The organism is Paenibacillus dakarensis, assembly GCF_001373415.1.
Lineage (GTDB): Bacteria > Bacillota > Bacilli > Paenibacillales > Paenibacillaceae > Paenibacillus_AQ > Paenibacillus_AQ dakarensis.
Window position 1 is genome coordinate 1 of the sequence record NZ_CDSE01000090.1, and the last position, 24097, is coordinate 24097.

Sequence of the window (24097 nt, forward strand, 5' to 3'; positions counted from 1 at the left end):
AAGGTCACACCTTGGTGATTCACGTCTAATTTAATACCGCTCAAGATAGGAATTGTTGTTCTGCTGGAAATCGCTTTGGAAACGTGCTGGATTGACTCGTTCAAAACGTTTTTTAATATGCTGATCTTCATGGGCTTCACTCCTTGCGATAAATGAGAAGGGTTTTTCATGCCGGCAGCGCCGGTTATGCTATGCCTTCTTTATGGATATTTATTTATTAATTATTAATAGTATCAGTAGTAGGGGCACTGAATATGTGGATAAGCCCAAGAAAGGGCATAAAATTAAGCCTATCCACATGTGTATAGATTGTGCATAGGCTTTGAACTTGTTCAGGATGGATTTTTGATTTTCTCCGTAAGGTTGTTAACAACTTTAAAGAGCTCTTGATCATTCTTTAGGGATTGAGAGATTTTCTCGTGGGCATGAATAACCGTCGTATGATCCCGGCCGCCAAAGGCTTCCCCAATCTTAGGAAGCGAATAATCGGTCAACTCGCGGGACAAGTACATGGCAATCTGTCTCGGAAAGGCGACAGCTTTCGTTCTTTTCCGAGCTTTGAAATCTTCCATACGCAGATTATAGTACTCTCCAACCTTTTGCTGAATGTCTTGAATCGTAATCATTCGCGGACGGCTTGAAGGGATAATATCTTTCAGTGCTTCAGCGGCAAGATGTGTCGTTACATCCTGATTCGTCAGCGAGGAATAGGCAACGACGCGTATAAGCGCACCTTCCAGCTCCCGGATGTTCGTATCGATCTGATTGGCGATATACATCATTGCTTCGTTCGGAATATCCAGATTCTCAGCCTTTGCCTTCTTGCGGAGAATAGCGATCCGGGTCTCCAGATCCGGCGGCTGAATATCGGTAATCAGGCCCCATTCGAAGCGGGAGCGAAGCCGTTCTTCAAGCGTTGGAATTTCTTTTGGAGGACGGTCACTGGAAATAATGATCTGCTTCCGCTCTTCATGCAGCGCATTGAAGGTATGGAAGAATTCCTCCTGGGTTGATTCTTTACCGGCCAGAAACTGAATATCGTCAATAAGCAGAATATCAACGTTCCGGTATTTGTTACGGAAGCTCTCTGCTCTGTTGTCCCGGATCGAATTGATGAATTCGTTCGTGAACTTCTCAGACGAGATGTAAACCACTTTACTGCTGGGATTATGCTCCAAAATATAATGCCCGATCGCATGCATAAGATGCGTTTTACCGAGTCCTACACCGCCATAAAGAAACAGCGGGTTGTAAGCCTTCGCTGGAGCTTCGGCAACGGCAAGCGAGGCAGCATGGGCAAACCGGTTGCCTGATCCAATTACGAAGGTGTCGAACGTATATTTCTGATTCAGCATATGGGACTGAATTTCATCGCTAGATACCTGCAGGGGCGGAGACGGCTGCTGTGGTGCGGGCTCGGTCGTTTTGGGTTCTTCAATCACAAAACGTACCTCAACCTGCTTTCCCATAACTTCATACACCGTCGAGCTGACCAATTTCGTATATCTGCTTTCCAGCCATTCCACCGCAAATGTCGTTGGAGCGGAAATGACAACGGAGTGATCATTCAGCGTCAATGCTTTAGTGGCTTTAAACCAAGTGTCAAAACTGGGTTTGCTCAGCTTGGTTTGTATAATCGATAATATTTGCTGCCATAATTCGGAAGTATGGCTGTCCAAAACTGTCACTCCTTTAAATCTTCCAAATGTGGCTAGAGCCATGAGTGGAAATGTCGAAAGAAAATGAATAATGTTGATTTATCCCCAATACTAGACTCTTGTGAAAACAAAAAACTATGGATAAATTGAAATTGTTCACAACTTTATCCACAGCCTGTTGATAACATTAAGGGTTCATTCACATATTCACATCCAAAAGTAATATCATCATAGCAAAAGAAAGGCTTATTTTCAATGCGTGAACAGATTTTATCCACAAATTCAAGACGTTGTGCATAATTTTTATTCACACCACTATATATTGTTTATAATCTGTTCAGGTTTCGACATCATAGGCAACAAAACGGGAAAAATTATGCACAGGTTGTTCTCGGGATTTGAAGGAGGTTGTATTCTTTTGACGGGAATGAAAAAATGCTTATGGAAATTTGCCTGTGGGTAACTTTTTCTTTTTCCCTCCAACAGGATTTTTATGAGGGCATTAGTGAGGGGGTACATCATGATATAAAAAACACGCCGCTCCATTCGGAGCGGCGTGTTTACGATATAAGACAGTCAGGTGCTACTGCTTTATGAATTTTTGCTGGAACTCGGCAATTGCCTCGTAATCTTCCTCCAGTTTACGCGAAATACGGATAAAGATCGGCAGAAGCGCTTTGTATGCAACCGCATGATCATCGATTGGCTGGTGTTCATGCGTAGCCCCGACCATATCGGCCACGATATCCAGCGAATCGGCTCTGCCAGTGGCATAAAGACCAAGTACAACAGCGCCCAAGCAGGAGCTTTCATAGCTTTCCGGCACAATAACCTGCTGATCAAAAATATCCGCCATCATCTGACGCCATATTGGAGAGCGTGCAAATCCTCCTGTCGCATGGATTCTGGTGGGTGTGCCCATCTGTTCTTCCATGGCTAACAGGACAGTATACATATTGAAAATGACGCCTTCCAGCACAGCCCTTATCATATGCTCTTTTCGGTGATTCAGGGACAGTCCAAAAAAGGAGCCGCGAGCGTTCGGGTCCCACAAAGGAGCCCGCTCTCCGGTTAAGTAAGGATGGAACAGAAGGCCGTCAGAGCCGGGGGCAACACGCTCTGCAATCTTCGTCAGGACGTCATATGGATTGATACCAAGCCGCTTGGCAGTTTCGACCTCCGAAGCGGCAAGCTGATCGCGAACCCAGCGGAAGATCATGCCGCCATTATTTACGGCCCCGCCGATAACCCATTTGTCCTCTGTCAGAGCATAGCAAAAAATACGCCCTTTAGGATCGGTCATAGGTTTATCCACGACGGTTCGAATAGCCCCGCTTGTTCCGATGGTTGCTGCAACCACACCCGGGTGAATAGCATTAACCCCCAAGTTGGACAGGACGCCATCGGTTGCCCCCAGCACAAATGGGGTGGAGGGGGAGAGACCCATCGCATCCGCGAAGCTCTGATCCAGCCCTGTCATGATGTGTGTAGTAGGCACCAGGGCAGACAAGCGATCTTCTTGAATACCGGCGATTTTCAAAGCCTCTTCATCCCAGGTCAACGTATTCAGATTAAACAGCCCTGTGGATGAAGCAACTGAATGATCAACCACATATTGATGAAACAATTGATAGTAGACATATTCTTTAATCGAAATGAATTTGGAAGCTTGGTTAAACAAATCTTCCTGCTCATGACGCATCCATAACAGTTTTGTGATGGGTGACATCGGATGGATTGGCGTACCGGTACGCAAGTAAAGTTCATGGCCGCCAAGCTCCTTTTTGAGCCGTGCAGACCACTTCGCACTTCGGTTGTCAGCCCATGTTATGCACCGGGTCAGCGGCTTCCCGTTTTCATCCACCGCAATGACGCTGTGCATGGCGGCGCTGAAGGAGACGAATAGGACCTGCTCCGGCCTGATGCCGCTGGCATCCATAACACCTTTAACCGAGGCGATTACGTTTTTGAAAATTTCATCCGGATCCTGCTCTGCAATAGCGGGAGCCGGGGTGTGAAGCGGGTATTCGCCATCTGATTTGGCAATAATTTTTCCATTCTCCGTAAACAGCACAGCTTTCGTGCTGGTCGTTCCAATATCGACACCAATCATATAGTTCAGCATATCCAAAAGGCATACCTTCTTTCCACATAAGGTGCTTCGAACTCAGTCTAATGGCTAGGTTTCATTTATACAAATATGTACCCACTCTTAGGTTTGGATGATGTGAAATCGATCATACTAAGGTGCTGCTATCCATTGGGAAAGCTTGATAAAGGGTGGCGCGTGAATCGTCAAAATAATGCTGAACCGCCGTTTGAATCCGCTGCGGATCGAAAGAATTCATTTCCTGTACCAGTTTGATGTGTTTATCGATTACATAGCGGATTTTGTCTTCACCGCTGCTGAATATCTGCTCTGTTGTAATGAGCATTGTCGTCATGACAAGAGGGCGAATGCTTTTCCACAGATGAAAAATACGCTTATGGCCCGCTTCCTTAATTATTTTTTCGTGAAAAGAAAGATCCTGATAAGAGAATTCAATGGCATCCCGGTGCTTGGCGGCGAGCTCCATCCGGTCAATAATCTGTTCTAGATGACCCGTCAGATCCGGATGCGGATTCTTGAAGACATGGGCTTGTACAAAACTATCGATCAGATAACGGACATCGTAAAGTTCCTCCACATCCTTTAACGATAATCCAATCACAACAGCGCCCATACGCTCAAGCCGTATCAGCCCTTCATTAGACAGCGTTTTCATAGCTTCGCGCACGGGAGAGCGGCTTGCCTCGAAAGCGTGTGCAATGCGGTTTTCCGACAGCTTCTCTCCAGGCTTGATGGTACCGTTAATGATCTGAAGCCGTAATTCACATGTAATGGCCTCCCCGAGGGAGACTCCCTGAAGCCAGGTTGCTGGATACTTCATGACTATGATCTCCATTCAAATATCTAATGGTCATTATATTATTATACCCGGAAAGGGCCGCTCCATGGAGTGGTCCTTTAACGGGGCAGATAGGGCAAGGTCAAGCCTAAAGGCTATTCCGATTTTTCTACAGCATGTCCACCGAATTCATTGCGAAGGGCTGCAACGACTTTACCATGGAACGTATCATTATCCAACGAGCGGTAACGCATAAACAGGGACATCGCAATCACTGGCGCGCTGGCCTGCAGATCAAGAGCAGTTTCTACGGTCCACTTGCCTTCACCTGATGATCTCATGACACCTTTAATGCCCTCGAGCTTCGGATCTTTGGAAAAAGCGCTCTGGGTCAGCTCCATTAACCAGCTGCGGATTACAGAACCGTTAGACCAGACACGGGCTACATCTTCAAAGTTATAGTTGAAGGAACTTTTCTCAAGCACCTCAAAGCCTTCCGCAATGGACTGCATCATGCCGTACTCAATGCCGTTGTGCACCATTTTTAAAAAGTGGCCGCTGCCGCTTTCTCCAGCATACAAGTATCCGTTCTCGACAGCCATATCTTTGAATAGGGGTTCAATGATCGTAAAGACATCACGGTTGCCGCCAATCATGAAGCAGCCTCCGTTATGTGCACCTTCCATCCCGCCGGATGTGCCTGCATCAAAATAGTGAATTCCTTGCTCGGAGAGTATCTCTGCGCGTGAAATGGATTCCTTATAGTGTGAGTTTCCGCCGTCAATCAAAATGTCTCCTGGCTGCAGCAGGGGAGTGATCGACCCGATGACCGATTCGACGATATGCCCTGCAGGCACCATCATCCATACAATACGAGGGGCTGAAAGGTTAGCAGCCATGTCTTCCAGGGAAGAAACGCCTACAGCTCCGTGGTCTGCCGATTGCTGAACCAGCTCGGAGTTTACATCGTATGCAACGACCTCATGACCATGACGAATCAGATTTTGCATCAGGTTAAAACCCATTTTTCCAAGGCCGATCAGACCGATTTTCATAAATAAATTTAACTCCTTCCAAATTGTATACTTGTATACAACTTAATTCTATAAATATATTACTCCTTATGATGATATCTGTAAACATAGAGTAGACATGATCCGTATATGAATGATGCCTAAAAGCAACGGATGAAAAATAACAAAAAAAATAATTATCCACATGGGGATAATTATTCGAAAATGATTCGATAATCCGTGAATCCAATATCAAGCCTGTGGAAAACTTATGTAGGATGATAAAGGAAGTTTGGATTGACTTCTATGGGTGATTATGATTAAATATATAAAGGCATTTTCTGTGAGTGTAAAAATGTTTTTATTCAAAATATAAGAAATTCTAAGGTGTCCAATTTTCTTATATTTCCCGCAGAAACGACCATGAACATGGTGAACCGTTTCTACTTGTTATATGGAAAGATTCAGATTCCTTTAAGGGGGTGCAACAGATCATGAAACAGACTTTCAAACCGAACGTGAGCAAACGTAAAAAGAACCATGGCTTCCGTAAAAGAATGAGTTCCAAGAATGGACGTAAAGTTTTGGCTAGCCGCCGTCAAAAAGGCAGAAAAGTATTGAGCGCTTAATTTGTGCCACGATGCCACGAAGACCACCGAGGTGGTCTTTTTTTCGTAATAGAGCTGGGTTGGTGCTTGATGATGAGTTTTAGATGAGTCGTTTATCGCTATTGCGGTATGACCATACTATTATATATAGGAAGAAATGCCGTGAGATGCCACAAGGCGATGGATCCAATGATCCGAGGCAGGCAGGGAGAGACTGGTGCAAAAAAAACTGCGTTTACGAAACCGGGCTGACTTCAGCCGCGTTTATCGACACGGGAAGTCTTTTGCCAATCATCAATTTGTGGTGTATTGGTCTCGCAAAAGAGATGTGGAGCAATTTCGGGCTGGGGTGTCGGTCAGCAAAAAGGTAGGCAATGCCGTGGTCCGCAACCGGATGAGACGGCTTGTGAAGGAAATTGTCCGTCATCATCAGCATGAGATTATTGACCATATTGATTTGATATTTATTGTCAGAAAAGGTGCGCTGAACAAGAGCTATCAGGAGCTTGAGAAGAGCGTGCTGCATGTATTGCGGAAGTCATCACTTTTAAAACCCAAGAAGGGTTGAGCTTGAGTTTATTTGTCCATACAAATATGTTATGATTTACCGTGGAATGGATGTTAAGAGAGGGGTTTTGAAGTGTCGCTAACGAAGACAAGACGAGGGAAATGGTTCCTCATCACAGCTTTGCTAGTCATGGCAATGGCTGTTTTATCTGGGTGTGCACCGGCTGAAGAACAGATGCGTACCATAGATGACTTGAAAAATGGTGGCTTCTGGCAGAGTAACGTCGTGTACTATTTCACATGGGCTCTGGATACATTTGCTACTTGGTTTAATGGTGAATATGGTTTAGCTGTTCTGATTATGGTGCTTATCGTTCGTACATTGATCCTGCCGCTGACACTGAAGCAGGTACGAAGCTCGAAAGCAATGCAAGCGATTCAGCCTGAAATTGCTAAGATTCGTGAGAAATATAAAGATAATCCTGAAAAAGCGCAGATGGAGACCATGAAGTTGTTCCAGGAGAACAAGGTAAATCCGATGGCCGGTTGTTTACCTCTGCTGGTTCAAATGCCGATCTTTATCGCACTTTATCATTCAATTTACTATAACGGTCTTCTCCGTGAGCATGAATTCTTATGGATGCAGCTCGGAGAACCGGACAAGATGTTTATTTTGCCGGTTTTGGCGGCGTTCACTACGTACTTCCAGACCAGAATGATGATGAAGATGAACCCATCGCCTCAACAAGGGATGATGACGTTCATGATGTTCGTATATCCGGTTCTGATTTTCGTGATGTCGTTCCAGTTCCCGGCAGCGCTCCCGCTGTACTGGTTCTACAGTAACCTGTACACCATTGTTCAGAACTACTTTTTATACCGCAACAATGACAAGAATGCAGCTATTGCCAATGTGAAAACAGCAAGCACTAGCACAAGCACAAGTCAAAGCAAAGGTCCAAGCAAAGGTCCAAGCAAAGGGCCTAAGAACGGGAAAAAAGGTAAAAAAGGAGCTAAAAAGTCGAGATGAGTACTATCGTCGCAACAGGAAAAACCGTTGAGGATGCTGTCGAGCAAGGGCTAGCCCATTGGGGTGTAAGTCGGGACCAGGTATCGGTTCAAATTCTGAGTCAGCCGTCAAAAGGATTCCTGGGGCTGTTCGGAGTAAAGGAAGCTAAAGTTCAGCTTACGCTTAACTCCGTCAGTACCGGCGGCGAGAAGCTTAATCAAGACTTTGCCTCCGTTAAGCAGGCAGCCCCTACACTTGAAGTACAGAAGGCATCGGCGACCTTGGTCTCAGAGAAAGACGAGACTGCCAGCTTATCTGTAGACAAGAATGAGGATGCTGTTAAACGTAAGGAAGTAGATCCTTACCGTGAAGCGGTAAGCTTTTTGATTGAAACGGGAAAGGCTATGGGGCTTAACGTCTCTGTAGATGTGGAGCATGGCAAGGAGTTTACGACCCTTCATGTTTCCGGCAGCGGACTCGGACTCATGATTGGGCGTAGAGGCCAGACGCTGGATGCTCTGCAGTATTTGGTTAATATCGTAGCGAATCGCTATTCTGATCATTACGTCCGGATTATCCTGGACGCCGAGAATTTCCGTGAACGACGTAAGAAAACGCTCGAGGAGCTGGCTGATCGATTGGCTGCACGTGCCGTGAAGACACGGAAAGAGGTTGTACTTGAGCCAATGCCGGCAGCCGAGCGTAAGATTATTCATTTTAGATTACAAAATCATGCTCAAGTGAAGACGTACAGTAAGGGCGAGGAACCTAATCGCCGGATCGTAATTACCTTGAAGCAGCAGTAAAGATATATGACGCAATGACTCCTGGGCGGTAGTAGGGAGTCATTGTTTTTTATTGAAGCGTTAAAGAGCTTGTTACCACCATAAATGATGAGTAGAAGAAGGTGAATTTCATGTTGAGTGATACGATTGCTGCGATTTCAACAGCGGTTGGTGAGGGAGGTATCGCGATTATTCGCGTCAGCGGTCCCGAAGCAATAATGGAAGTAGAGAAGATTTTCAAGAGTAAGACGAGATTAACCGAGGCGGATTCCCATACGGTTCATTACGGGCATATTATGGACCCGGTCAGCCGGGACAATCTGGAGGAGGTTCTCGTCACCGTGATGAGAGCGCCGCGCTCATTCACGACAGAAGATGTGGTTGAGATCAGTGCACACGGCGGTGTGATTGCGGTGAAGCGGGTGATGGATCTTTTGCTTCAACAAAATATCCGCCTTGCTGAACCCGGGGAATTTACCAAGCGTGCTTTTTTGAATGGAAGAATTGATTTGTCTCAAGCAGAGGCTGTTATTGATTTGATCCGGTCGAAATCGGACCGTGCTTTCTCGGTTGCGTTGAAACAGGTGGAAGGTACACTTTCCCGCAAAATTAAAGATCTGCGTCATACCCTGGTGGAAACCTTGGCACATATTGAAGTGAATATCGACTATCCGGAGCATGATGTGGAATCACTTACTTCTGAGTTTATCAAGGATAAGAGCCGCTTCGTTATGGATGAGATTGATAAGCTGCTTAAGACCGCTCAAGAAGGAAAGATTTTGCGTGAGGGAATAACAACAGCGATTGTTGGCCGTCCGAATGTGGGTAAATCGTCACTTCTTAATACGCTGGCTCATGATAACAAAGCCATTGTGACGGATATCCCGGGGACAACACGGGATGTCATTGAAGAATTCGTTACGATCAACAATATTCCGCTCAAGCTGCTGGATACGGCAGGTATCCGGGAGACGATGGACGTGGTGGAGAAAATCGGGGTTGAGCGCTCGAAGCACGCTGTAAGTGAAGCGGATCTGATTCTGCTTGTGCTGAACGCTAACGAGCCGTTACATGAAGATGAATTGGAACTGATGGAACAAATACGCGGTAGACAATGCATTGTAATTATGAATAAAATGGACTTACCGTCTCAGCTGGATATGGACATTGTCCGCCGGTTTTATCCGGATGAGCTGATTGTTCCGATGTCTGTTAAGGCGCAAGAAGGAATTGATCGTTTGGAAGATGCTATCTCTCGCCTGTTCTTCAGTGGTAAGATAGAGGGCGGAGACTTAACATATGTGAGTAATGTTCGGCATATTGCTCTGCTCAAGAAAGCTAAAAAGTCTCTGATGGATGCTTATGAAGCAGCGGATCAGTACATTCCGATTGATATGATTCAGATCGATGTACGGCTTGCATGGGAGCAGCTTGGTGAGATTTTAGGGGAAGCGGTTGGCGATTCGCTAATCGACCAGATATTCTCGCAATTTTGTCTTGGAAAATAAGCTGGAGTTCAATATATAAACATGAAAACAGGAGGGTTTGCCATGAGTTATGTAGGGCGTACCTACGACGTGATTGTTGTTGGCGCAGGTCATGCCGGCTGTGAAGCTGCCTTGGCATCCGCCCGTATGGGTGCGGAAACGTTGATGGTTACGATCAACTTGGATATGGTTGCATTTATGCCTTGTAATCCGTCGATTGGCGGACCGGCGAAAGGGCATGTCGTGCGTGAGATCGATGCGTTAGGCGGCGAGATGGGCCGTAACATCGATAAGACATTTATTCAAATGCGTATGCTGAATACAGGGAAAGGCCCGGCTGTGCATGCACTGCGTGCCCAAGCTGACAAGTTTTCCTATCAGCATACTATGAAAGAAACGATGGAGAAGGAAGAAAAGCTAACTCTTCGTCAAGGTATGGTCGACCGCCTTGTGGTTGAAGATGGAGAGTGTGTTGGTATTGTTACACAGACAGGTACAGAATACCGTGCTAAAGCCGTTGTTTTGACAACAGGAACCTATTTGCGCGGTAAAATCATCATGGGTGAGCTCATGTACGAGAGCGGACCTAACAACCAGCAGCCTTCTGTGAAGCTGGCCCAGAACTTGAAGGAGCTAGGATTTGATCTGGTTCGATTCAAGACGGGTACACCTCCGCGTGTGCACAAAGATACGATCGACTTTTCGAAAACCGAGATTCAGCCAGGCGATGAGAAACCAAAATTTTTCTCTTATGAAACCAAATCTTCAGATAATGAGCAGCTTCCGTGCTGGTTAACATACACCTCGGTGGAGACACACCAGATTATTAATGATAATCTTCACCGTGCACCGATGTTCTCAGGTGTCATTGAAGGAACAGGTCCTCGTTATTGTCCTTCCATTGAGGATAAAGTAGTACGATTCGCGGATAAAACCAAGCACCAAATATTCCTGGAGCCTGAAGGGAAGAATACAAAGGAATATTACGTGCAAGGACTTTCTACAAGTATGCCGGAAGATGTTCAGCAGGCGATTCTCCGCAGCGTACCGGGACTTGAAAAAGCAGAAATCATGCGTAACGGTTATGCGATTGAATATGATGCGATGGTTCCAACACAGTTGTGGCCATCGCTTGAAACGAAGCGCCTGCCAGGATTGTTCACAGCTGGACAAATCAACGGTACATCCGGTTATGAAGAGGCAGCAGGTCAAGGAATTATGGCAGGTATTAATGCAGCACGCAAAGTTCAGGGTAAGGAACCGGTCGTCCTGGATCGTTCCCAGGGATATATTGGTGTTCTGATCGATGACCTGGTGACGAAAGGAACGAATGAACCTTATCGTCTGCTTACTTCTCGCGCAGAATACCGTTTGCTTCTCCGTCATGACAATGCTGATATGCGCTTAACGGATATTGGTCATGAGATCGGACTGATTTCTGAAGAACGTTACGAGCAGTTCCTCCGCAAAAAATCACTCGTTGAGCAGGAGAAAGAGCGTCTTGGTCAATGTAAAGTGAAGCCTTCTGAGGTGAACGAAATGCTCGAAGCTGCAGGATCTGCAGCAATCCAGGATGGAAGCAATCTGCTGACGATCCTGCGCCGGCCTGAGATCACTTTTGCCATGATTGAATCCTTATCTCCGTCCCCATTTGATTTGGATGAGGAAATGAAGGAGCAGGTCGAAATTCAAATTAAATATGCCGGATACATTGAGAAGCAGCTCAGTCATGTGGAGCGTCTGCAGAAGATGGAGAAGAAGCGGATTCCAGCGGATATTGTCTATGATGATATTCATGGATTGGCTATAGAAGCAAGACAGAAGCTTAACAAAATCCGTCCGATATCGATCGGCCAGGCTTCGCGTATTGGTGGAGTTACTCCAGCAGACATTTCTATTCTTCTGGTTTACCTGGAGCATTACAACCGGGTGACCGCAGCGAAAGGATAAACCCAGTTATGGACTCGATTCAAAAGGACTTTGTAGATCGCCTCGAAGAGCGCGGTATTACTATAAATGATAAGCAGTTGGACCAGTTCGAGAATTACTTCAAAATACTGGTTGAGTGGAATGAAAAAATGAACCTGACAGGTATTACAGAACGTGATCAGGTGTATATGAAACATTTTTACGATTCGATCAGTCTTGCCTTTTATGTGGATCTTAAAAAGGTAGGATCATTGGCTGACATCGGGTCAGGTGCCGGGTTTCCTGGCATTCCGTTAAAAATTTGTTTTCCTCATATTAAACTAACGATCGTCGATTCGCTCAACAAACGGATTAATTTCCTGAAGCATGTTGCAGAATCGATCGGGCTTGAGAATGTTGAATTACTGCACGGCAGGGCAGAGGAAGTGGCTCGCAAACACGGATATCGTGATGGCTTTGATCTGGTTACAGCACGTGCAGTTGCCCGTATGGCTGTTCTGAATGAATTCTGTCTGCCTTTTGTAAAGGTAGGTGGGCAATTCGCAGCAATGAAGGGAAGCAACCCAGCCGAAGAGATTGAAGAGGCTGCTCGCAGCTTGAAGGAGTTAAGAGGTGCGCTTCATAAGGTGCACTCGTTCCAGCTTCCTGTGGAGGAGTCAGACCGGCATATTGTTGTGATCGATAAAAAAGGACCAACGCCATCAAAATATCCACGCAAAGCAGGAACAGCTTCGAGAACACCACTTATTTAAAACAGATCATTCATAGTACTCTTTAAGGAATGTTTCACGTGAAACATTCCTTTTTTCTTTGTTTATACGACAAGTCATATTCCAACACAAAAGAAGAGTGAGCAAGTTTATAGAATGTAGATTACTATGCTTTATAATATCAATTCAAACTCAAACAATCATTCGGTTCAGGTCAGCATGAATGTCTTATTTTACCCAATTAAAGATCTGCTTTATAAGAATCGTATTCTAGAGGATTTTGTGTATAAATACTAAAATTGCAGGAAAAAATGGTGAGTTTGTAGAATAGGATTATAGAACAAATAGTGGTAGAATAGAATCGTAGAACCAGATGATAGAGGACGGACATAAACCGGTCCGTTTTTTTGCTGATGTCATGAGTAAATGTAATGTTTTATGCAAGGTAATGCCTGCTTCGCAAAGATTAGGTCTAAGGCTTAAAAGAATGCTGTTCTTAACGAACAGGGTAACTTCGCTGTTCATGCCGGATACCGAATCGTTGCATTTCCAGTACAGGATAGAGGCGTGGGTATTATCGTGCTATCATGAAATTAGGTGGTAATATACGGAATGAAAGAACAATTTTCGAAGTTGTTTGGCTTAGCGGCGGAACGAAATAACGGGGATGAAGTGAGGCAAATCCCGGTGGATGAGGTTGTTAGCAGCCCATACCAACCGCGTACGGTTTTTGATGATGATAAGATCGATGAACTGCTTCAGACGATTAAAACACATGGTGTCATTCAACCGATTGTCGTTCGGATCCGTAATGGCGCATATGAGATTATTGCCGGTGAGCGTCGTTGGCGTGCGGTTAAAAAGCTAGGTTTGGATACGATTCCTGCGATCATTCGTGATTTTAATGATTCCCAAGCGGCATCGATTGCGCTGATTGAGAATTTACAGCGGGAAGGTCTCACTTCGATTGAAGAGGCAGTCGCTTATCAGAAGCTGATTGATCTTCACCAGCTGACGCAGGAGAGTCTTGCACAGCGACTCGGTAAGAGCCAATCCACCATTGCTAACAAAATTCGACTGCTGCAGCTGCCGGAAGAAGTGAAGCAGGCGCTTATGGAACGGAAAATTACAGAGCGTCATGCTCGTGCGTTGTTATCTCTTGATAATGAAGAAACGCAATTGAAGTTGCTGGCTGAAGTAATTGCTAAAGAATTGAATGTGAAGCAGACGGAAGCTCGTGTGGCATTTTATAAAGAAGTAACGACGGTGAAGAAAGCCAAGCGGATCTCTTATAGTAAAGATGTGCGGCTTGCATTAAACACCATTCGTCAATCCATTGATATGGTTTCAGGTTCGGGTATGGCTATTAAAACGACAGAAAATGATCACGAGGACCATTACGAGATCGTCATTAAAATTCCCAAACGTTAAGAACGTATGACATGAAAGCGTGGGAGTGGTGATTTTTTGCCACTTTTTCTGTTGACCTAAGAAGCATCTCTAGCATGAACCTCCTAGGAAGACAGACGGCATTTTTTGGAGCAAACATTCTTGAATCTTCAAAAAATGGTTTCGTGTCCGAACCCAGCGGATTGCGCTTAACCGTTCAATTACTGTCCCTAGCAGGACGGTAAATATCCAAATGTGCAATATACAGCTTATCTACTGTATATCATCTATTGAAGTCTACTTAGAAGAGTCTTCCTACATTGAGGTGAAATGAGTGTCTAAAACAATTGCCATAGCTAATCAAAAGGGCGGGGTAGGTAAAACTACAACCTCCGTCAATCTGGGCGCTGGACTGGCTTCACTAGGCAAACGGGTGCTTTTGGTGGATATTGATCCCCAAGGGAACACGACCAGTGGTGTCGGCATTAATAAAGCCGATGTTGAGAACTGCATTTACGATATCATTATTAATGAGGTTCATCCTAAGGATGCGATTAATTCAACGAACATCGATGGGTTAGATATTATTCCGGCTACTATTCAATTAGCAGGTGCGGAAATCGAGCTAGTCCCAACGATTTCGCGTGAGGTGCGGCTGAAGAAATCCCTCCAATTGGTGAAACCCTATTACGACTATATTCTGATCGACTGTCCTCCGTCACTCGGTATTCTTACCATTAACTCACTAACGGCTGCGGACTCGGTCATTATTCCGATTCAATGCGAATATTATGCGTTGGAAGGGTTGAGCCAGCTTTTAAATACGGTGCGGTTGGTACAGAAGCATCTGAATACATCTCTCAAAATTGAAGGTGTACTGCTTACGATGCTTGATGCGCGAACCAACTTGGGAATCCAGGTCATTGAAGAAGTGAAAAAGTATTTTCAAGAAAAAGTGTACAAAACCATTATCCCTAGAAATATCCGTTTGAGCGAGGCGCCTTCTCATGGACAATCGATCATTACATACGATCCTCGTTCAAAAGGTGCGGAAGTATACTTGGAGTTGGCAAAGGAAGTGATCTCTTATGAGTAAACGTTTAGGAAAAGGGTTGGATGCACTTATTCCTTCCTTATCTATTCATGAGGATGATAAGGTTGTTGATATCCCAATTAGTCAGCTGCGGGCGAACCCGTATCAGCCTCGGAAAACGTTCAATGAAGAAGCGATCCAGGAGCTTGCTGAATCTATTCGGCAGCATGGCGTAATTCAGCCGATTATTGTAAGAAGTGTTCTTAAAGGATATGAGATCATTGCCGGGGAGCGTCGTTTTCGGGCATCACAATATTGCGGAAAGGCTACCGTACCTGCTGTAGTTCGTTCATTTACAGATCAACAGGTAATGGAGATTGCCCTGATCGAGAACCTGCAACGTGAGAACTTAAACGCTATGGAAATAGCTGTTGCTTACCAAGGTCTTATGGAAGAGTTTTCCCTAACGCAAGAGGAGCTGTCTTTGAAGGTTGGTAAGTCGCGTTCACACATTGCCAATTTCTTAAGACTGTTATCTTTGCCTGATGAAGTTAAAGAGAATGTTTCACGTGGAACATTATCCATGGGACATGCGCGGGCGATCGTAGGCTTGAAGGATCCTGTTCTCGTAAAGCAATTGGCGAAGCAATGCGTGGAGCAAGAGTGGAGTGTGCGTGAGCTTGAAGAAGCAGTGAAGAACCTGGATCGTAAATCTCAGGATAAAGATAAAGTGAAAGTGAAGAAAAGAGATCCATATATTGATCATGTGGAGGAAAATCTTCGCGAACGTTTTAAAACCACCGTTAAAATAAAACATAATAAAGATAAAGGAAAGATTGAGCTGAACTATTACAGCAAACAGGATTTGGAACGCTTGCTTGAGCTGCTGCAGTAGTATGCTATAAGATTGAACTGCGTGCCGGAGATGCTCAAAGGAATTTATAATGGCATAATTGTGGGATATCACATCTTGATGGAGAAAGACATGTCGGTGTTCCTTGAGGGAACAGGGCATGTCTTTTTTTAATTCGAAGATAAAAAGAATGTGAATGGTTATATAATATAGCATCGTATCGAACCGGATTGAACGTTATGTTTAGTCAATTCAAGGAGGGGCTGATATGGGTTCAGTTATTTATCTGGATCATGCGGCCACTTCATGGCCAAAGCCTCCAGAGGTGGTGGAAGCTATGAAGAGGGCGATGGAAGTCGCAGGGGCTAATCCGGGACGGGGAAGCCATCGCATGGCCTTGAACGCATCAAGAGTGCTTTATAACACGCGCAGAGCACTGGCTCAATTGTTTAATGTCAATAACCCGAATGATATTGTACTAACTGGCAATACAACAGAGGCGTTGAATTTAGCAATCAAGGGGTTCCTTCGTGAAGGAGATCATGTAATTGCAACCATGGTTGAACATAATTCAGCCAGAAGGCCGTTAGAGTATTTGAAGCGGACGATCGGAATAAAGGTGGATTATGTTCCCGTGACTATGAATGGTCAGGTGGATTTGAAAGAGGTGGAGGGGCTGTTTAATCATCAGACTCGACTTGTGGTCTGCAATCATAGCTCCAATCTGCTTGGTTCTATTCTCCCGATCAAAAATATAGGGGAGCTTGCGGCATCCCATGGGGCAATACTTCTTGTGGATGCAGCACAGAGCGCTGGCATGTTGTCTATTGATGTTGAGGAAATGAAGATTGGAATGCTGGCTTTTCCAGGCCATAAGGGACTCCTCGGACCACAAGGGACAGGGGGGCTGTATATCTCGCCTGATATAGATGTAGAGCCTTTAATGCATGGGGGGACAGGCAGTCAGTCTGAAGCTATTGATCAACCGAGTGTAAGACCGGACCGGTATGAGGCGGGGACTCCTAATGTTGTAGGCTATGCTGGCCTGGATGCCGGTGTGAGAAAAGTGTTAGAATGGACACCGGAATATATATACCGTCATGAGTGGGAGCTTACACAGCGCATGATGGAAGGACTGGCTTCTGTAAGGGGAATGAAAATGTTAGGCCCCGAATTAGGTGAGCCAAGAACGGGGATTGTATCCTTTGTAGTGGAAAATAGGGATGCATCAGAACTTGCGTTTAAATTGGATCGAGAATATGGTATTGCAGTACGAGCGGGGTTTCACTGCACACCACTGGCACATATGTCGGCAGGCACAGAAAATACTGGCGCTGTGAGAGCCAGTGTAGGGATATGGACGAGTAAAGAAGATGTTGATATTATGGTAGAGGCCTTGGCTAAAATCCAGGCTTGATCTATTGATGAAGATTGAGGAGAAGGAATGAAGAACGTATGTCTGAATTAAATGAATTGATCATGGAGCAAATTCATTGGTTTGTTGTCGGGATGGTTGCCCTGATCTTGATCCTGTGGATGACCGTAATTGTACAGGGCAGCAAGCTGCGTAAAATGCGACGCAAATATGATACAATGATGGCCGGCACTGGAGTGGAAGATTTGGAGACACTGCTCCTCAATCTGAAAATACAAATGGATGCAATCGAAGAGGAACAAGGAAGTCAGCGCTCTCGTCTCAACCAGGCTGTTGATACCTTAAAGAGGGTGAAGACGAAGACGGGTATTGTACGCTATAATGCTTTTGGAGAACGGGGAAATGATCTGAGCTTTTCAATTGCCATTGTAAGTGATGAAGGTGATGGACTTGTGCTCACCGGATTATATAATCGTGAAAGCTCATTCGTCTATGCTAAACCGCTCGAAAAAAGTGAATCGAAGCATTCATTGTCCCCGGAGGAAAGAAAGGCTATAGATCTTGCGCTGAAAGAAGGATAGAACGATTCCATTCCTTCATGGCAGAGAATAGGCTGTTTGCAATAATATCAGATAAACGCATGACAAGACTCAAACGTGTGTTTTGTAATACGAAGTACTCCATAAAGCCGCCGACATTGACGATGCCTGTAACATGGATATCGCCAACCGGCGGTAATTCTTTATGTACCCCTGCACCAGGACGAAGAGGGCCTTCAGATACTTGAATAGAGCCCACACTGGCAGACTGGCCGAGACAAGCATCAATTCCAATAATAAAAGGGTTCTCATACTGTTCGTAAATCATAGCCAGCTTTTCTTTTAAATTCATCGCATGGACCGGTTCATCCAGTGTTCCATATAAATGAAAAAGCGAGCTGTTGTAACGTGAGAGAGACGTGCCGACGAGCGGGCCAAGGCAATCACCGGTTGAACGGTCTGTACCAATACACACAATAATTAAAGGGCGGTGCTTCACGCCTGAAGACAGATGATAGAGCAGACGATGAACAATAGCAGAATGGATTTCGGGATCCGTATGTGGTATTTTTAAGCTTGAAAACTCCTGCTGGGAGGTTTGTTTGGATAAGCGGCTCATAGAATCTTCCTTTCGTCTGCGAATGATAGTATCAGTATATGGACGAATGGAGGTTTTTATACTTCCCGAAGGGCAAATGAACATAAACTATTCATTGATAGATTGAAGCAAGGGTACAGGAGTATGAAGAGATAATGGAGGAATGTAATGTGTCAGGTATGATGCTGATCGCTTTTGATTCCACTCAGCAGGCACTGAGGACTGAGATGCTTCTGGAATACGCGGAGATCGAAATAGATCTGTTTCCAACGCCAAAAGAGATTACAGCAGGCTGTGCATTATCAATTCAGTTCCCGCCTGCCGCGTTAAATGAGGTTCAAGATATCATCACTCAGGAGAGGGTTGAGATCCGGGGCATATTTATGCGGGACGACAACATGATATATATAAGCATCTAAAGCAAGTTTGGGAGGTTTATACTGTGAGTGAATCTGATGAAGGCATACCGGAGAAAGCGGAAGAAGCAGTGGAAGGAGCATTTCAGTTGAGTGAAGAGTTTTGGAATTGGATAACCAATGTTGATATGTGGATGGGTGTAGCAACAGCTGCGATTCGAATTCTGGCTATATTCCTATTGACGCGTATCATTATACGAATTGTTTATAAAATGATAGATCAATTCCTGTTAAGGCAAGAGAAAAGTAGAATCAGCATGAATCCGCGGCGATTTACTACCGTTGGTGAGCTGCTTAAGAATATTACGTCTTTTGTATGCAATTTTATTATGATATTAATTATTTTAGCCGAGTTTAACTTCAAGCTGGGGCCTCTGCTTGCGAGTGCGGGTGTGCTTGGTCTGGCAGTCGGTTTTGGTGCACAAAGCTTGGTGAAAGATGTAATAACTGGATTTTTTATTATACTCGAGGATCAGTTTGCTGTAGGCGATGTTATTAAGAGCGGGGAATTCAGAGGTACAGTGGAGATTATAGGGCTTCGTACAACCCGGATCAGAGGGCTGAATGGAGAAACCTATATCATTCCTAACGGATTAATAACGAGTGTAACGAATTACTCTGTATCGAATTCACTTGCACTTGTAGACTTGCCGGTTAAGAATGAGAAGCGTGTCAACGAGACCATAGCACTTATACAAAGAGCATTGAAAGGAATATCACAGCGTCGTCCTGAATTAATGCAGGACCCTGAAGTGCTTGGAATTCAATCTTTAACAACCTCCGAATATGTAGTGCGTATCGCAGCTGAATGTCACCCGAATGCAAGGGAAGTTACGGAACGTGAAATATTAAAGGATATCAAACAGGCTATGGAAGCAGAGGAATTACGCCAATCATCCCAAGGATGAAAGATATAACTTGTTAGACTGCTCTGAAATGCATAGAATAGATATCAATATAATCGATGTGAATGCGAAGGGGGAGCAGGCATGGAACGCAAGGTATTTCAATTGGGGGATATAGTTCAAATGAAAAAGCCCCATCCCTGCGGTAATAACGAAATGGAGATCATTCGTATGGGGATGGATATCCGGATAAAGTGTACACGATGTCAGCACAGCGTGCTCATCCCGCGTGCGAAGTTCGAGAAAAACATGAAGAAGGTATTGAGATCAGCAGCAGTTGATGATGAAATTGTTCAGGGATAACTTCCAACAGGCCAGGTGATAGCAGAAGTATTGACCTGGTTACGTAGGCATGTTATAATCACTATTGCTGCGGAAAGGTACCCAAGAGGCCCAAGGGGGCTGACTCGAAATCAGCTAGGCGTCGCAAGGCGTGCGTGGGTTCGAATCCCACCCTTTCCGCCACCTATCGTTAAAGCCCGCTGTTATACGGTTTTTAGTACGATACGTGATTCAAGGCTGATCGAAATACATACGGTAATGTGCTGGCTAAGTCCTAAGCACCTTACTGATTCGGATACACCCTCTACGTGATTATCGCGTAGGGGGTGTTTTTTATTTATTCGCGTTCGCGGATCAGAGTTGAGGGTGATCGACATGTAACTTATTTTGGATTAACTGCGCTTTATGTAAAAGGGAGTGATTACGCTGCATAAAGCTATGATTGCCGTCATTATTATTTGCTTGGGACTAGCAAGCACATCCTGTACTGGAGCAAATAATGACATGTTAATGGAAGGTGAGTTTCAGTCCGTGCAAGTATATGAAGATATTCATAAGTCCGAAAAATTGAAAATTACAATTAGAGATAAGGATATCATTGAACAAATCATAAATAGAATGAATAGCTCTAAACGTGAAAGTGCAGAACGAATGGTTTTCGAAAAGGGCCCAGAATGCTTGCTTATCTTTCAAGGCCAAGATGAAGTTACTACAAAAGTTCCGTTTTTTAAAAGTAGTGGGAATGTGCTTTATAAAGGTTTTTTCGTTGATTCAAATCTACATGAGATCTTGAAGGATCTTAATTAAAATCAAGGCTTCATATTGCATATAGATAAGAAAAAAGAAGGACCCTTTCGGGCCCTTCACTGGTTAGGCGGTGTTGTGAATTAGAATCTCAAGCTAACACAATCGCAAGAATGTTGGTCTGTCAGCCATTTACTTGTCCGTAATGGTCAAGCTCGTTGCTAATTCCCTCCGCTTGCTACCCGTGCAAAGTAAGACCCTATCGGTAATTCAGCTGCGTTGTCCAACGGAACCACACCTCTCTCATTGCACCGCCTAATCATAATATGCTCCATATTCGAATTGTTATACATGTGAGTTTCATTTTTTTTTTGAACCTGGGAATTGGTTTAACCATATATGATGGGGAAAGCTATTCTTACGGGATTATAAAAGGACTGATTTTGCATGAATTTATTTACTTTGGCTGTACCCGGCGTTTATTTACCCATACCCTGTCATCGTTCGTATTATCAGGAAATGGATCTCCACGTCTTAACTTTACTTGTTGGGGGTCTTCAATCCCCATAATGTGGTCACGTACGCCGACTTCGATATACACACCATTGTTTGGAGCCTTTTCTCCACTATGGAACTCACTGCGTTCACCCATTGTTCAGAATCCTCCTCCGCTTAAAATGAACTGCCTCTCTAGGGTGTGCTTCAATGTCCGGAAACATGGCAGGGAAAGGGCGGAAGAGAAGGCTAAACCCGGTACAGGTGACTGTGCACATTATGGAGAGGATATGAACATCAGTAACAGGAGAAGGCGTGAGGGAAGTGGATTAGATTTTAAAAATGGTACGGGATAAAAAAATGAAGAATTGTTTTATTTTGATTAATATCAAAACTTGCATCCGATCACCCGTTCTGGTATATTGTTATGGTGCGAGTTTACGCTCGTTCCTTGCTCCTAACGTTGATTAGGGGCCGAAGTCCATAAGGAGGTGAAAGATATGCGCAAATATGAAGTGATGTACATTATTCGTCCAGACCTTGAGCAAGAAGCTGTTCAAGCTACAGTCGAAAAATTCCAAGGCATCATCTCCAACGGCGGAGAAATTACAAAGCACGACGTAATGGGTAAACGCCGTCTTGCGTATGAGATCAAGAAATTCCGTGATGGCGTGTTCGTTCTGGTAAACTTCAATGGTACACCTGAAGTTATCGCTGAGCTTGAGCGTCTCATGAAGATTTCTGACGAAGTAATTCGTTATCTCATTACGAATGACGTAGCCTAAGACCGAGGGATTTTGTAATGAATTCGTTCTAAGGAGAGGATTAGATTGTTGAACCGTGTTATTTTGATCGGCCGGCTAACCCGGGATCCAGAGCTGCGTTATACGCCAGCAGGAGTAGCGGTTACACAGTTTACGCTTGCTGTAGATCGTCCGTTTACCGCACAAGGCGGGGAACGCGAAGCGGATTTTATTCCGGTCGTTACTTGGAGACAGCTTGCTGAAACGTGTGCCAACTATCTGCGTAAAGGCCGTCTGACGGCTGTGGAAGGACGCATTCAAGTGCGGAATTATGAGAATAACGAAGGTAAACGTGTATACGTGACTGAAGTTATTGCTGATAATGTCCGTTTCTTGGAATCGAACCGTGATAGCAGCGGAGGCGGCGGAAATCGTGAGGAATCATCGTTTAGCGGAGGAAGCAGCAGCGGAAACCGTGGAAACAACAATTACTCGCGCAACAATCAGGATCCTTTTTCTGACGAAGGAAAACCGATCGATATTTCGGATGATGATTTGCCATTTTAATAAGGAAGGACTGACAAAGCATGGCTTTTAAGCAAAGAGAAGGCGGAGATAACGACAAGCGCCCAGCACGCCGTGGTGGCCGTAACAAGCGTCGTAAAGTTTGTTTCTTCACTGTAAACAAAATTACTCACATTGACTATAAAGATACTGATTTGCTCAAGAAGTTCATCAGCGAGCGCGGCAAAATTTTGCCACGTCGTGTGACTGGAACTAGTGCAAAATATCAGCGTGCCTTGACGATTGCGATCAAACGCTCCCGTCAAATCGCATTGCTTCCATATACTACAGAGTAGTCTGTAGATCGAAAGCAGCTCAGCCTGAAAAGGCTGGGCTGTTTTTTTTGTATGAGTAGGATACTCTTGAATCAGTGGCTAAAACATCGTCCACCCTACACGCACATTATTAAACTGTGAATCATGGATAAAACGTCGATATATACACGTACGGATAGATAAGATTGTCTCCTGTATATGGATGGTGTCCATGCGTAAACTACATAACAAATATTTTTGATGGCGTAACGTAAGAAGCATTTTTCAATTCGGTAAAGAATTTCTTCCTATTTATATAGCGACCAATATTATGGAGAATAACTCTATCTGAATGCCAGCAAAAAATAGAAAAGCAGAAGAGAAGTTGTCCTCTCAGATAAGACATACAATAAGTTAATGTAGAAACAAGAATACCTGAATACAGTCTAGCTCATTTATGTCCTACATAATCTGATGAACACATGTCCGCTCTCAGGAAACAAACTATTATGCATAAAATTCCTCATTTATCCAAACGATAAGGAAAAGGAGGGATTGATGATGTGCAGACGGTTTTCCATGTCCGCTGGAATAGATGAGATTAGCAGGCATTTCGGGATTAGCAGAGTAATGTACTATTATAAAAACCGGTACAACATTAGCCCTACGCAAAATACCCCCGTTATACTTCATGATCAGGGAGAGAAGGTGCTTGATGAGCTCCGGTGGGGAATGGTTCCATACTGGGGAAGAGATGCAGTAAATGCGAATCTGTATTCAGTGGATCAAAACCCAACCTACCGAAAAATAATGGACACTCAGAGATGTATCATTCCAAGCAACGGATTTTACTACTGGAGAACGGTAGGGAAGAAGAGTTATGCTGTCAGGGTAGTATCACCAAACCATAAGCTGTTCGGAGTTGCAGGGTTGTATGAGACTTGGCGGGATGCCAGTGGTGAGAAGATCGTAACCTGTACCATGCTCATGACTGAAGCAAATATATTTATTCGGGAGTTTGAGGAGCGCATGCCAGCAATCTTATCGGAAGAGGATATAGAGACCTGGCTGAACCCGGAGACAAAAGGCCTAAACAATCTGCAGCCATTACTCAAAACCCACACGGAGGCCATGAGAATTTATCCTGTTACACCTATGGTAGCCAATGATGATCATGACCATGAGCAGTGTATAGAAGAGATGGATCTTAAATTAGCCTGGGTTAAAAATTTGTAGCATAAGAATAAAAGTTTGCATTATTTGAGCAGGTTTCTGCAGTTCATAAACAATCCGATCTATCATCGGGTTGTTTT

At 44.5% G+C, this 24097-nt stretch carries 26 protein-coding genes, 1 tRNA gene and 1 pseudogene; 21 read left to right on the forward strand and 7 right to left on the reverse strand.

The genetic code is table 11. The features are described from left to right. The 5 genes and pseudogenes from BN1234_RS22035 to gnd form a co-directional block, all read right to left on the reverse strand. Positions 1–131: pseudogene (locus tag BN1234_RS22035) on the reverse strand (DNA polymerase III subunit beta); the annotation flags it as partial. A 201-nt stretch (positions 132–332) separates the two neighbouring features. Continuing rightward, the gene (dnaA, locus tag BN1234_RS19390) at positions 333–1679 is read right to left on the reverse strand and encodes a chromosomal replication initiator protein DnaA (RefSeq protein ID WP_054958286.1); all 1347 of its coding nucleotides are present in this window, start codon (positions 1677–1679) and stop codon (positions 333–335) included. Positions 1680–2241: 562 nt separating this feature from the next. Beyond that, positions 2242–3783 (reverse strand): gluconokinase, encoded by a 1542-nt coding sequence (gene gntK, locus BN1234_RS19395; RefSeq protein ID WP_054958334.1) that lies wholly within the window; start codon positions 3781–3783, stop codon positions 2242–2244. 112 nt (positions 3784–3895) lie between these two features. Continuing rightward, positions 3896–4588 (reverse strand): GntR family transcriptional regulator, encoded by a 693-nt coding sequence (locus BN1234_RS19400; protein ID WP_054958287.1) that lies wholly within the window; start codon positions 4586–4588, stop codon positions 3896–3898. A 113-nt stretch (positions 4589–4701) separates the two neighbouring features. Further along, positions 4702–5601, reverse strand: coding sequence for a phosphogluconate dehydrogenase (NAD(+)-dependent, decarboxylating) (gene gnd, locus BN1234_RS19405; protein ID WP_054958288.1), 900 nt, complete (start codon positions 5599–5601; stop codon positions 4702–4704). A 452-nt stretch (positions 5602–6053) separates the two neighbouring features. On the opposite strand from gnd, the gene rpmH reads away from it, so the two are divergent. The 12 genes from rpmH to BN1234_RS19465 all read left to right on the forward strand — a co-directional run bounded on the left by rpmH (position 6054) and on the right by BN1234_RS19465 (position 17825). Further along, positions 6054–6188 (forward strand): 50S ribosomal protein L34, encoded by a 135-nt coding sequence (gene rpmH, locus BN1234_RS19410; protein WP_054958289.1) that lies wholly within the window; start codon positions 6054–6056, stop codon positions 6186–6188. A 196-nt stretch (positions 6189–6384) separates the two neighbouring features. Beyond that, positions 6385–6735: a ribonuclease P protein component gene (rnpA, locus tag BN1234_RS19415; protein ID WP_054958290.1), complete on the forward strand. Its 351-nt coding sequence runs from the start codon at positions 6385–6387 to the stop codon at positions 6733–6735. Between the two features lie 72 nt (positions 6736–6807). Then, positions 6808–7704 carry a YidC/Oxa1 family membrane protein insertase gene (locus BN1234_RS19420; RefSeq protein WP_054958291.1) on the forward strand — a complete coding sequence of 299 codons (897 nt, stop codon included), beginning with the start codon at positions 6808–6810 and terminating at the stop codon, positions 7702–7704. Next, complete coding sequence (gene jag, locus BN1234_RS19425; protein WP_054958292.1) at positions 7701–8489, forward strand: RNA-binding cell elongation regulator Jag/EloR; 789 nt, start codon at positions 7701–7703, stop codon at positions 8487–8489. Before BN1234_RS19420 ends, jag begins: the two co-directional genes overlap by 4 nt. A gap of 110 nt (positions 8490–8599) precedes the next feature. Beyond that, positions 8600–9976 (forward strand): tRNA uridine-5-carboxymethylaminomethyl(34) synthesis GTPase MnmE, encoded by a 1377-nt coding sequence (gene mnmE, locus BN1234_RS19430; protein WP_054958293.1) that lies wholly within the window; start codon positions 8600–8602, stop codon positions 9974–9976. 42 nt (positions 9977–10018) lie between these two features. After that, positions 10019–11905: a tRNA uridine-5-carboxymethylaminomethyl(34) synthesis enzyme MnmG gene (gene mnmG, locus BN1234_RS19435; protein ID WP_054958294.1), complete on the forward strand. Its 1887-nt coding sequence runs from the start codon at positions 10019–10021 to the stop codon at positions 11903–11905. A gap of 8 nt (positions 11906–11913) precedes the next feature. Continuing rightward, positions 11914–12636 carry a 16S rRNA (guanine(527)-N(7))-methyltransferase RsmG gene (gene rsmG / locus BN1234_RS19440; protein WP_054958295.1) on the forward strand — a complete coding sequence of 241 codons (723 nt, stop codon included), beginning with the start codon at positions 11914–11916 and terminating at the stop codon, positions 12634–12636. Between the two features lie 570 nt (positions 12637–13206). Beyond that, positions 13207–14025, forward strand: coding sequence for a nucleoid occlusion protein (noc, locus tag BN1234_RS19445; protein WP_054958296.1), 819 nt, complete (start codon positions 13207–13209; stop codon positions 14023–14025). A 292-nt stretch (positions 14026–14317) separates the two neighbouring features. Then, positions 14318–15079 (forward strand): ParA family protein, encoded by a 762-nt coding sequence (locus tag BN1234_RS19450; protein ID WP_054958297.1) that lies wholly within the window; start codon positions 14318–14320, stop codon positions 15077–15079. Then, positions 15072–15911 carry a ParB/RepB/Spo0J family partition protein gene (locus BN1234_RS19455; protein WP_054958298.1) on the forward strand — a complete coding sequence of 280 codons (840 nt, stop codon included), beginning with the start codon at positions 15072–15074 and terminating at the stop codon, positions 15909–15911. Before BN1234_RS19450 ends, BN1234_RS19455 begins: the two co-directional genes overlap by 8 nt. A 226-nt stretch (positions 15912–16137) precedes the next feature. After that, positions 16138–17286, forward strand: coding sequence for an aminotransferase class V-fold PLP-dependent enzyme (locus BN1234_RS19460; protein ID WP_054958299.1), 1149 nt, complete (start codon positions 16138–16140; stop codon positions 17284–17286). A gap of 38 nt (positions 17287–17324) precedes the next feature. Further along, positions 17325–17825, forward strand: a complete 501-nt coding sequence (locus tag BN1234_RS19465; RefSeq protein ID WP_054958300.1) for a DUF4446 family protein — start codon at positions 17325–17327, stop codon at positions 17823–17825. Here BN1234_RS19465 and yyaC read toward each other — a convergent pair. Further along, on the reverse strand, positions 17797–18402 hold the full coding sequence (yyaC, locus tag BN1234_RS19470; RefSeq protein WP_054958301.1) for a spore protease YyaC: 606 nt from the start codon (positions 18400–18402) through the stop codon (positions 17797–17799). The genes BN1234_RS19465 and yyaC overlap by 29 nt on opposite strands. Positions 18403–18560: 158 nt before the next feature. Here yyaC and BN1234_RS19475 point away from each other — a divergent pair, with 158 nt between their 5' ends. The 5 genes from BN1234_RS19475 (at position 18561) to BN1234_RS19495 (ending at position 20791) form a co-directional block, all read left to right on the forward strand. After that, entirely contained in the window at positions 18561–18800 is a 240-nt protein-coding gene (locus tag BN1234_RS19475; protein WP_054958335.1) for a putative Se/S carrier protein, read from the forward strand. Positions 18801–18823: 23 nt separating this feature from the next. Next, entirely contained in the window at positions 18824–19705 is an 882-nt protein-coding gene (locus tag BN1234_RS19480; protein ID WP_054958302.1) for a mechanosensitive ion channel family protein, read from the forward strand. A gap of 81 nt (positions 19706–19786) precedes the next feature. After that, positions 19787–20005 carry a DUF951 domain-containing protein gene (locus tag BN1234_RS19485; RefSeq protein ID WP_054958303.1) on the forward strand — a complete coding sequence of 73 codons (219 nt, stop codon included), beginning with the start codon at positions 19787–19789 and terminating at the stop codon, positions 20003–20005. A 71-nt stretch (positions 20006–20076) separates the two neighbouring features. Then, a tRNA-Ser gene (locus tag BN1234_RS19490) sits at positions 20077–20167 on the forward strand. A 321-nt stretch (positions 20168–20488) separates the two neighbouring features. Further along, positions 20489–20791 (forward strand): hypothetical protein, encoded by a 303-nt coding sequence (locus BN1234_RS19495; protein ID WP_054958304.1) that lies wholly within the window; start codon positions 20489–20491, stop codon positions 20789–20791. Between the two features lie 394 nt (positions 20792–21185). Here the strand turns inward: BN1234_RS19495 and BN1234_RS19500 are convergent, their stop codons facing one another. After that, the gene (locus tag BN1234_RS19500) at positions 21186–21380 is read right to left on the reverse strand and encodes a YjzC family protein (RefSeq protein ID WP_054958305.1); all 195 of its coding nucleotides are present in this window, start codon (positions 21378–21380) and stop codon (positions 21186–21188) included. A 343-nt stretch (positions 21381–21723) separates the two neighbouring features. Between BN1234_RS19500 and rpsF the strand changes: the two genes are divergently transcribed. From rpsF to BN1234_RS19520, 4 genes are all read left to right on the forward strand, one after another. Continuing rightward, entirely contained in the window at positions 21724–22008 is a 285-nt protein-coding gene (gene rpsF / locus BN1234_RS19505) for a 30S ribosomal protein S6 (protein WP_054958306.1), read from the forward strand. Between the two features lie 45 nt (positions 22009–22053). Beyond that, positions 22054–22533, forward strand: a complete 480-nt coding sequence (ssb, locus tag BN1234_RS19510) for a single-stranded DNA-binding protein (protein WP_054958307.1) — start codon at positions 22054–22056, stop codon at positions 22531–22533. A 20-nt stretch (positions 22534–22553) separates the two neighbouring features. Then, on the forward strand, positions 22554–22826 hold the full coding sequence (gene rpsR, locus BN1234_RS19515; RefSeq protein WP_006207333.1) for a 30S ribosomal protein S18: 273 nt from the start codon (positions 22554–22556) through the stop codon (positions 22824–22826). A 519-nt stretch (positions 22827–23345) separates the two neighbouring features. Continuing rightward, positions 23346–24020: an SOS response-associated peptidase gene (locus BN1234_RS19520; protein ID WP_054958308.1), complete on the forward strand. Its 675-nt coding sequence runs from the start codon at positions 23346–23348 to the stop codon at positions 24018–24020. Positions 24021–24097 lie beyond the last annotated feature (77 nt).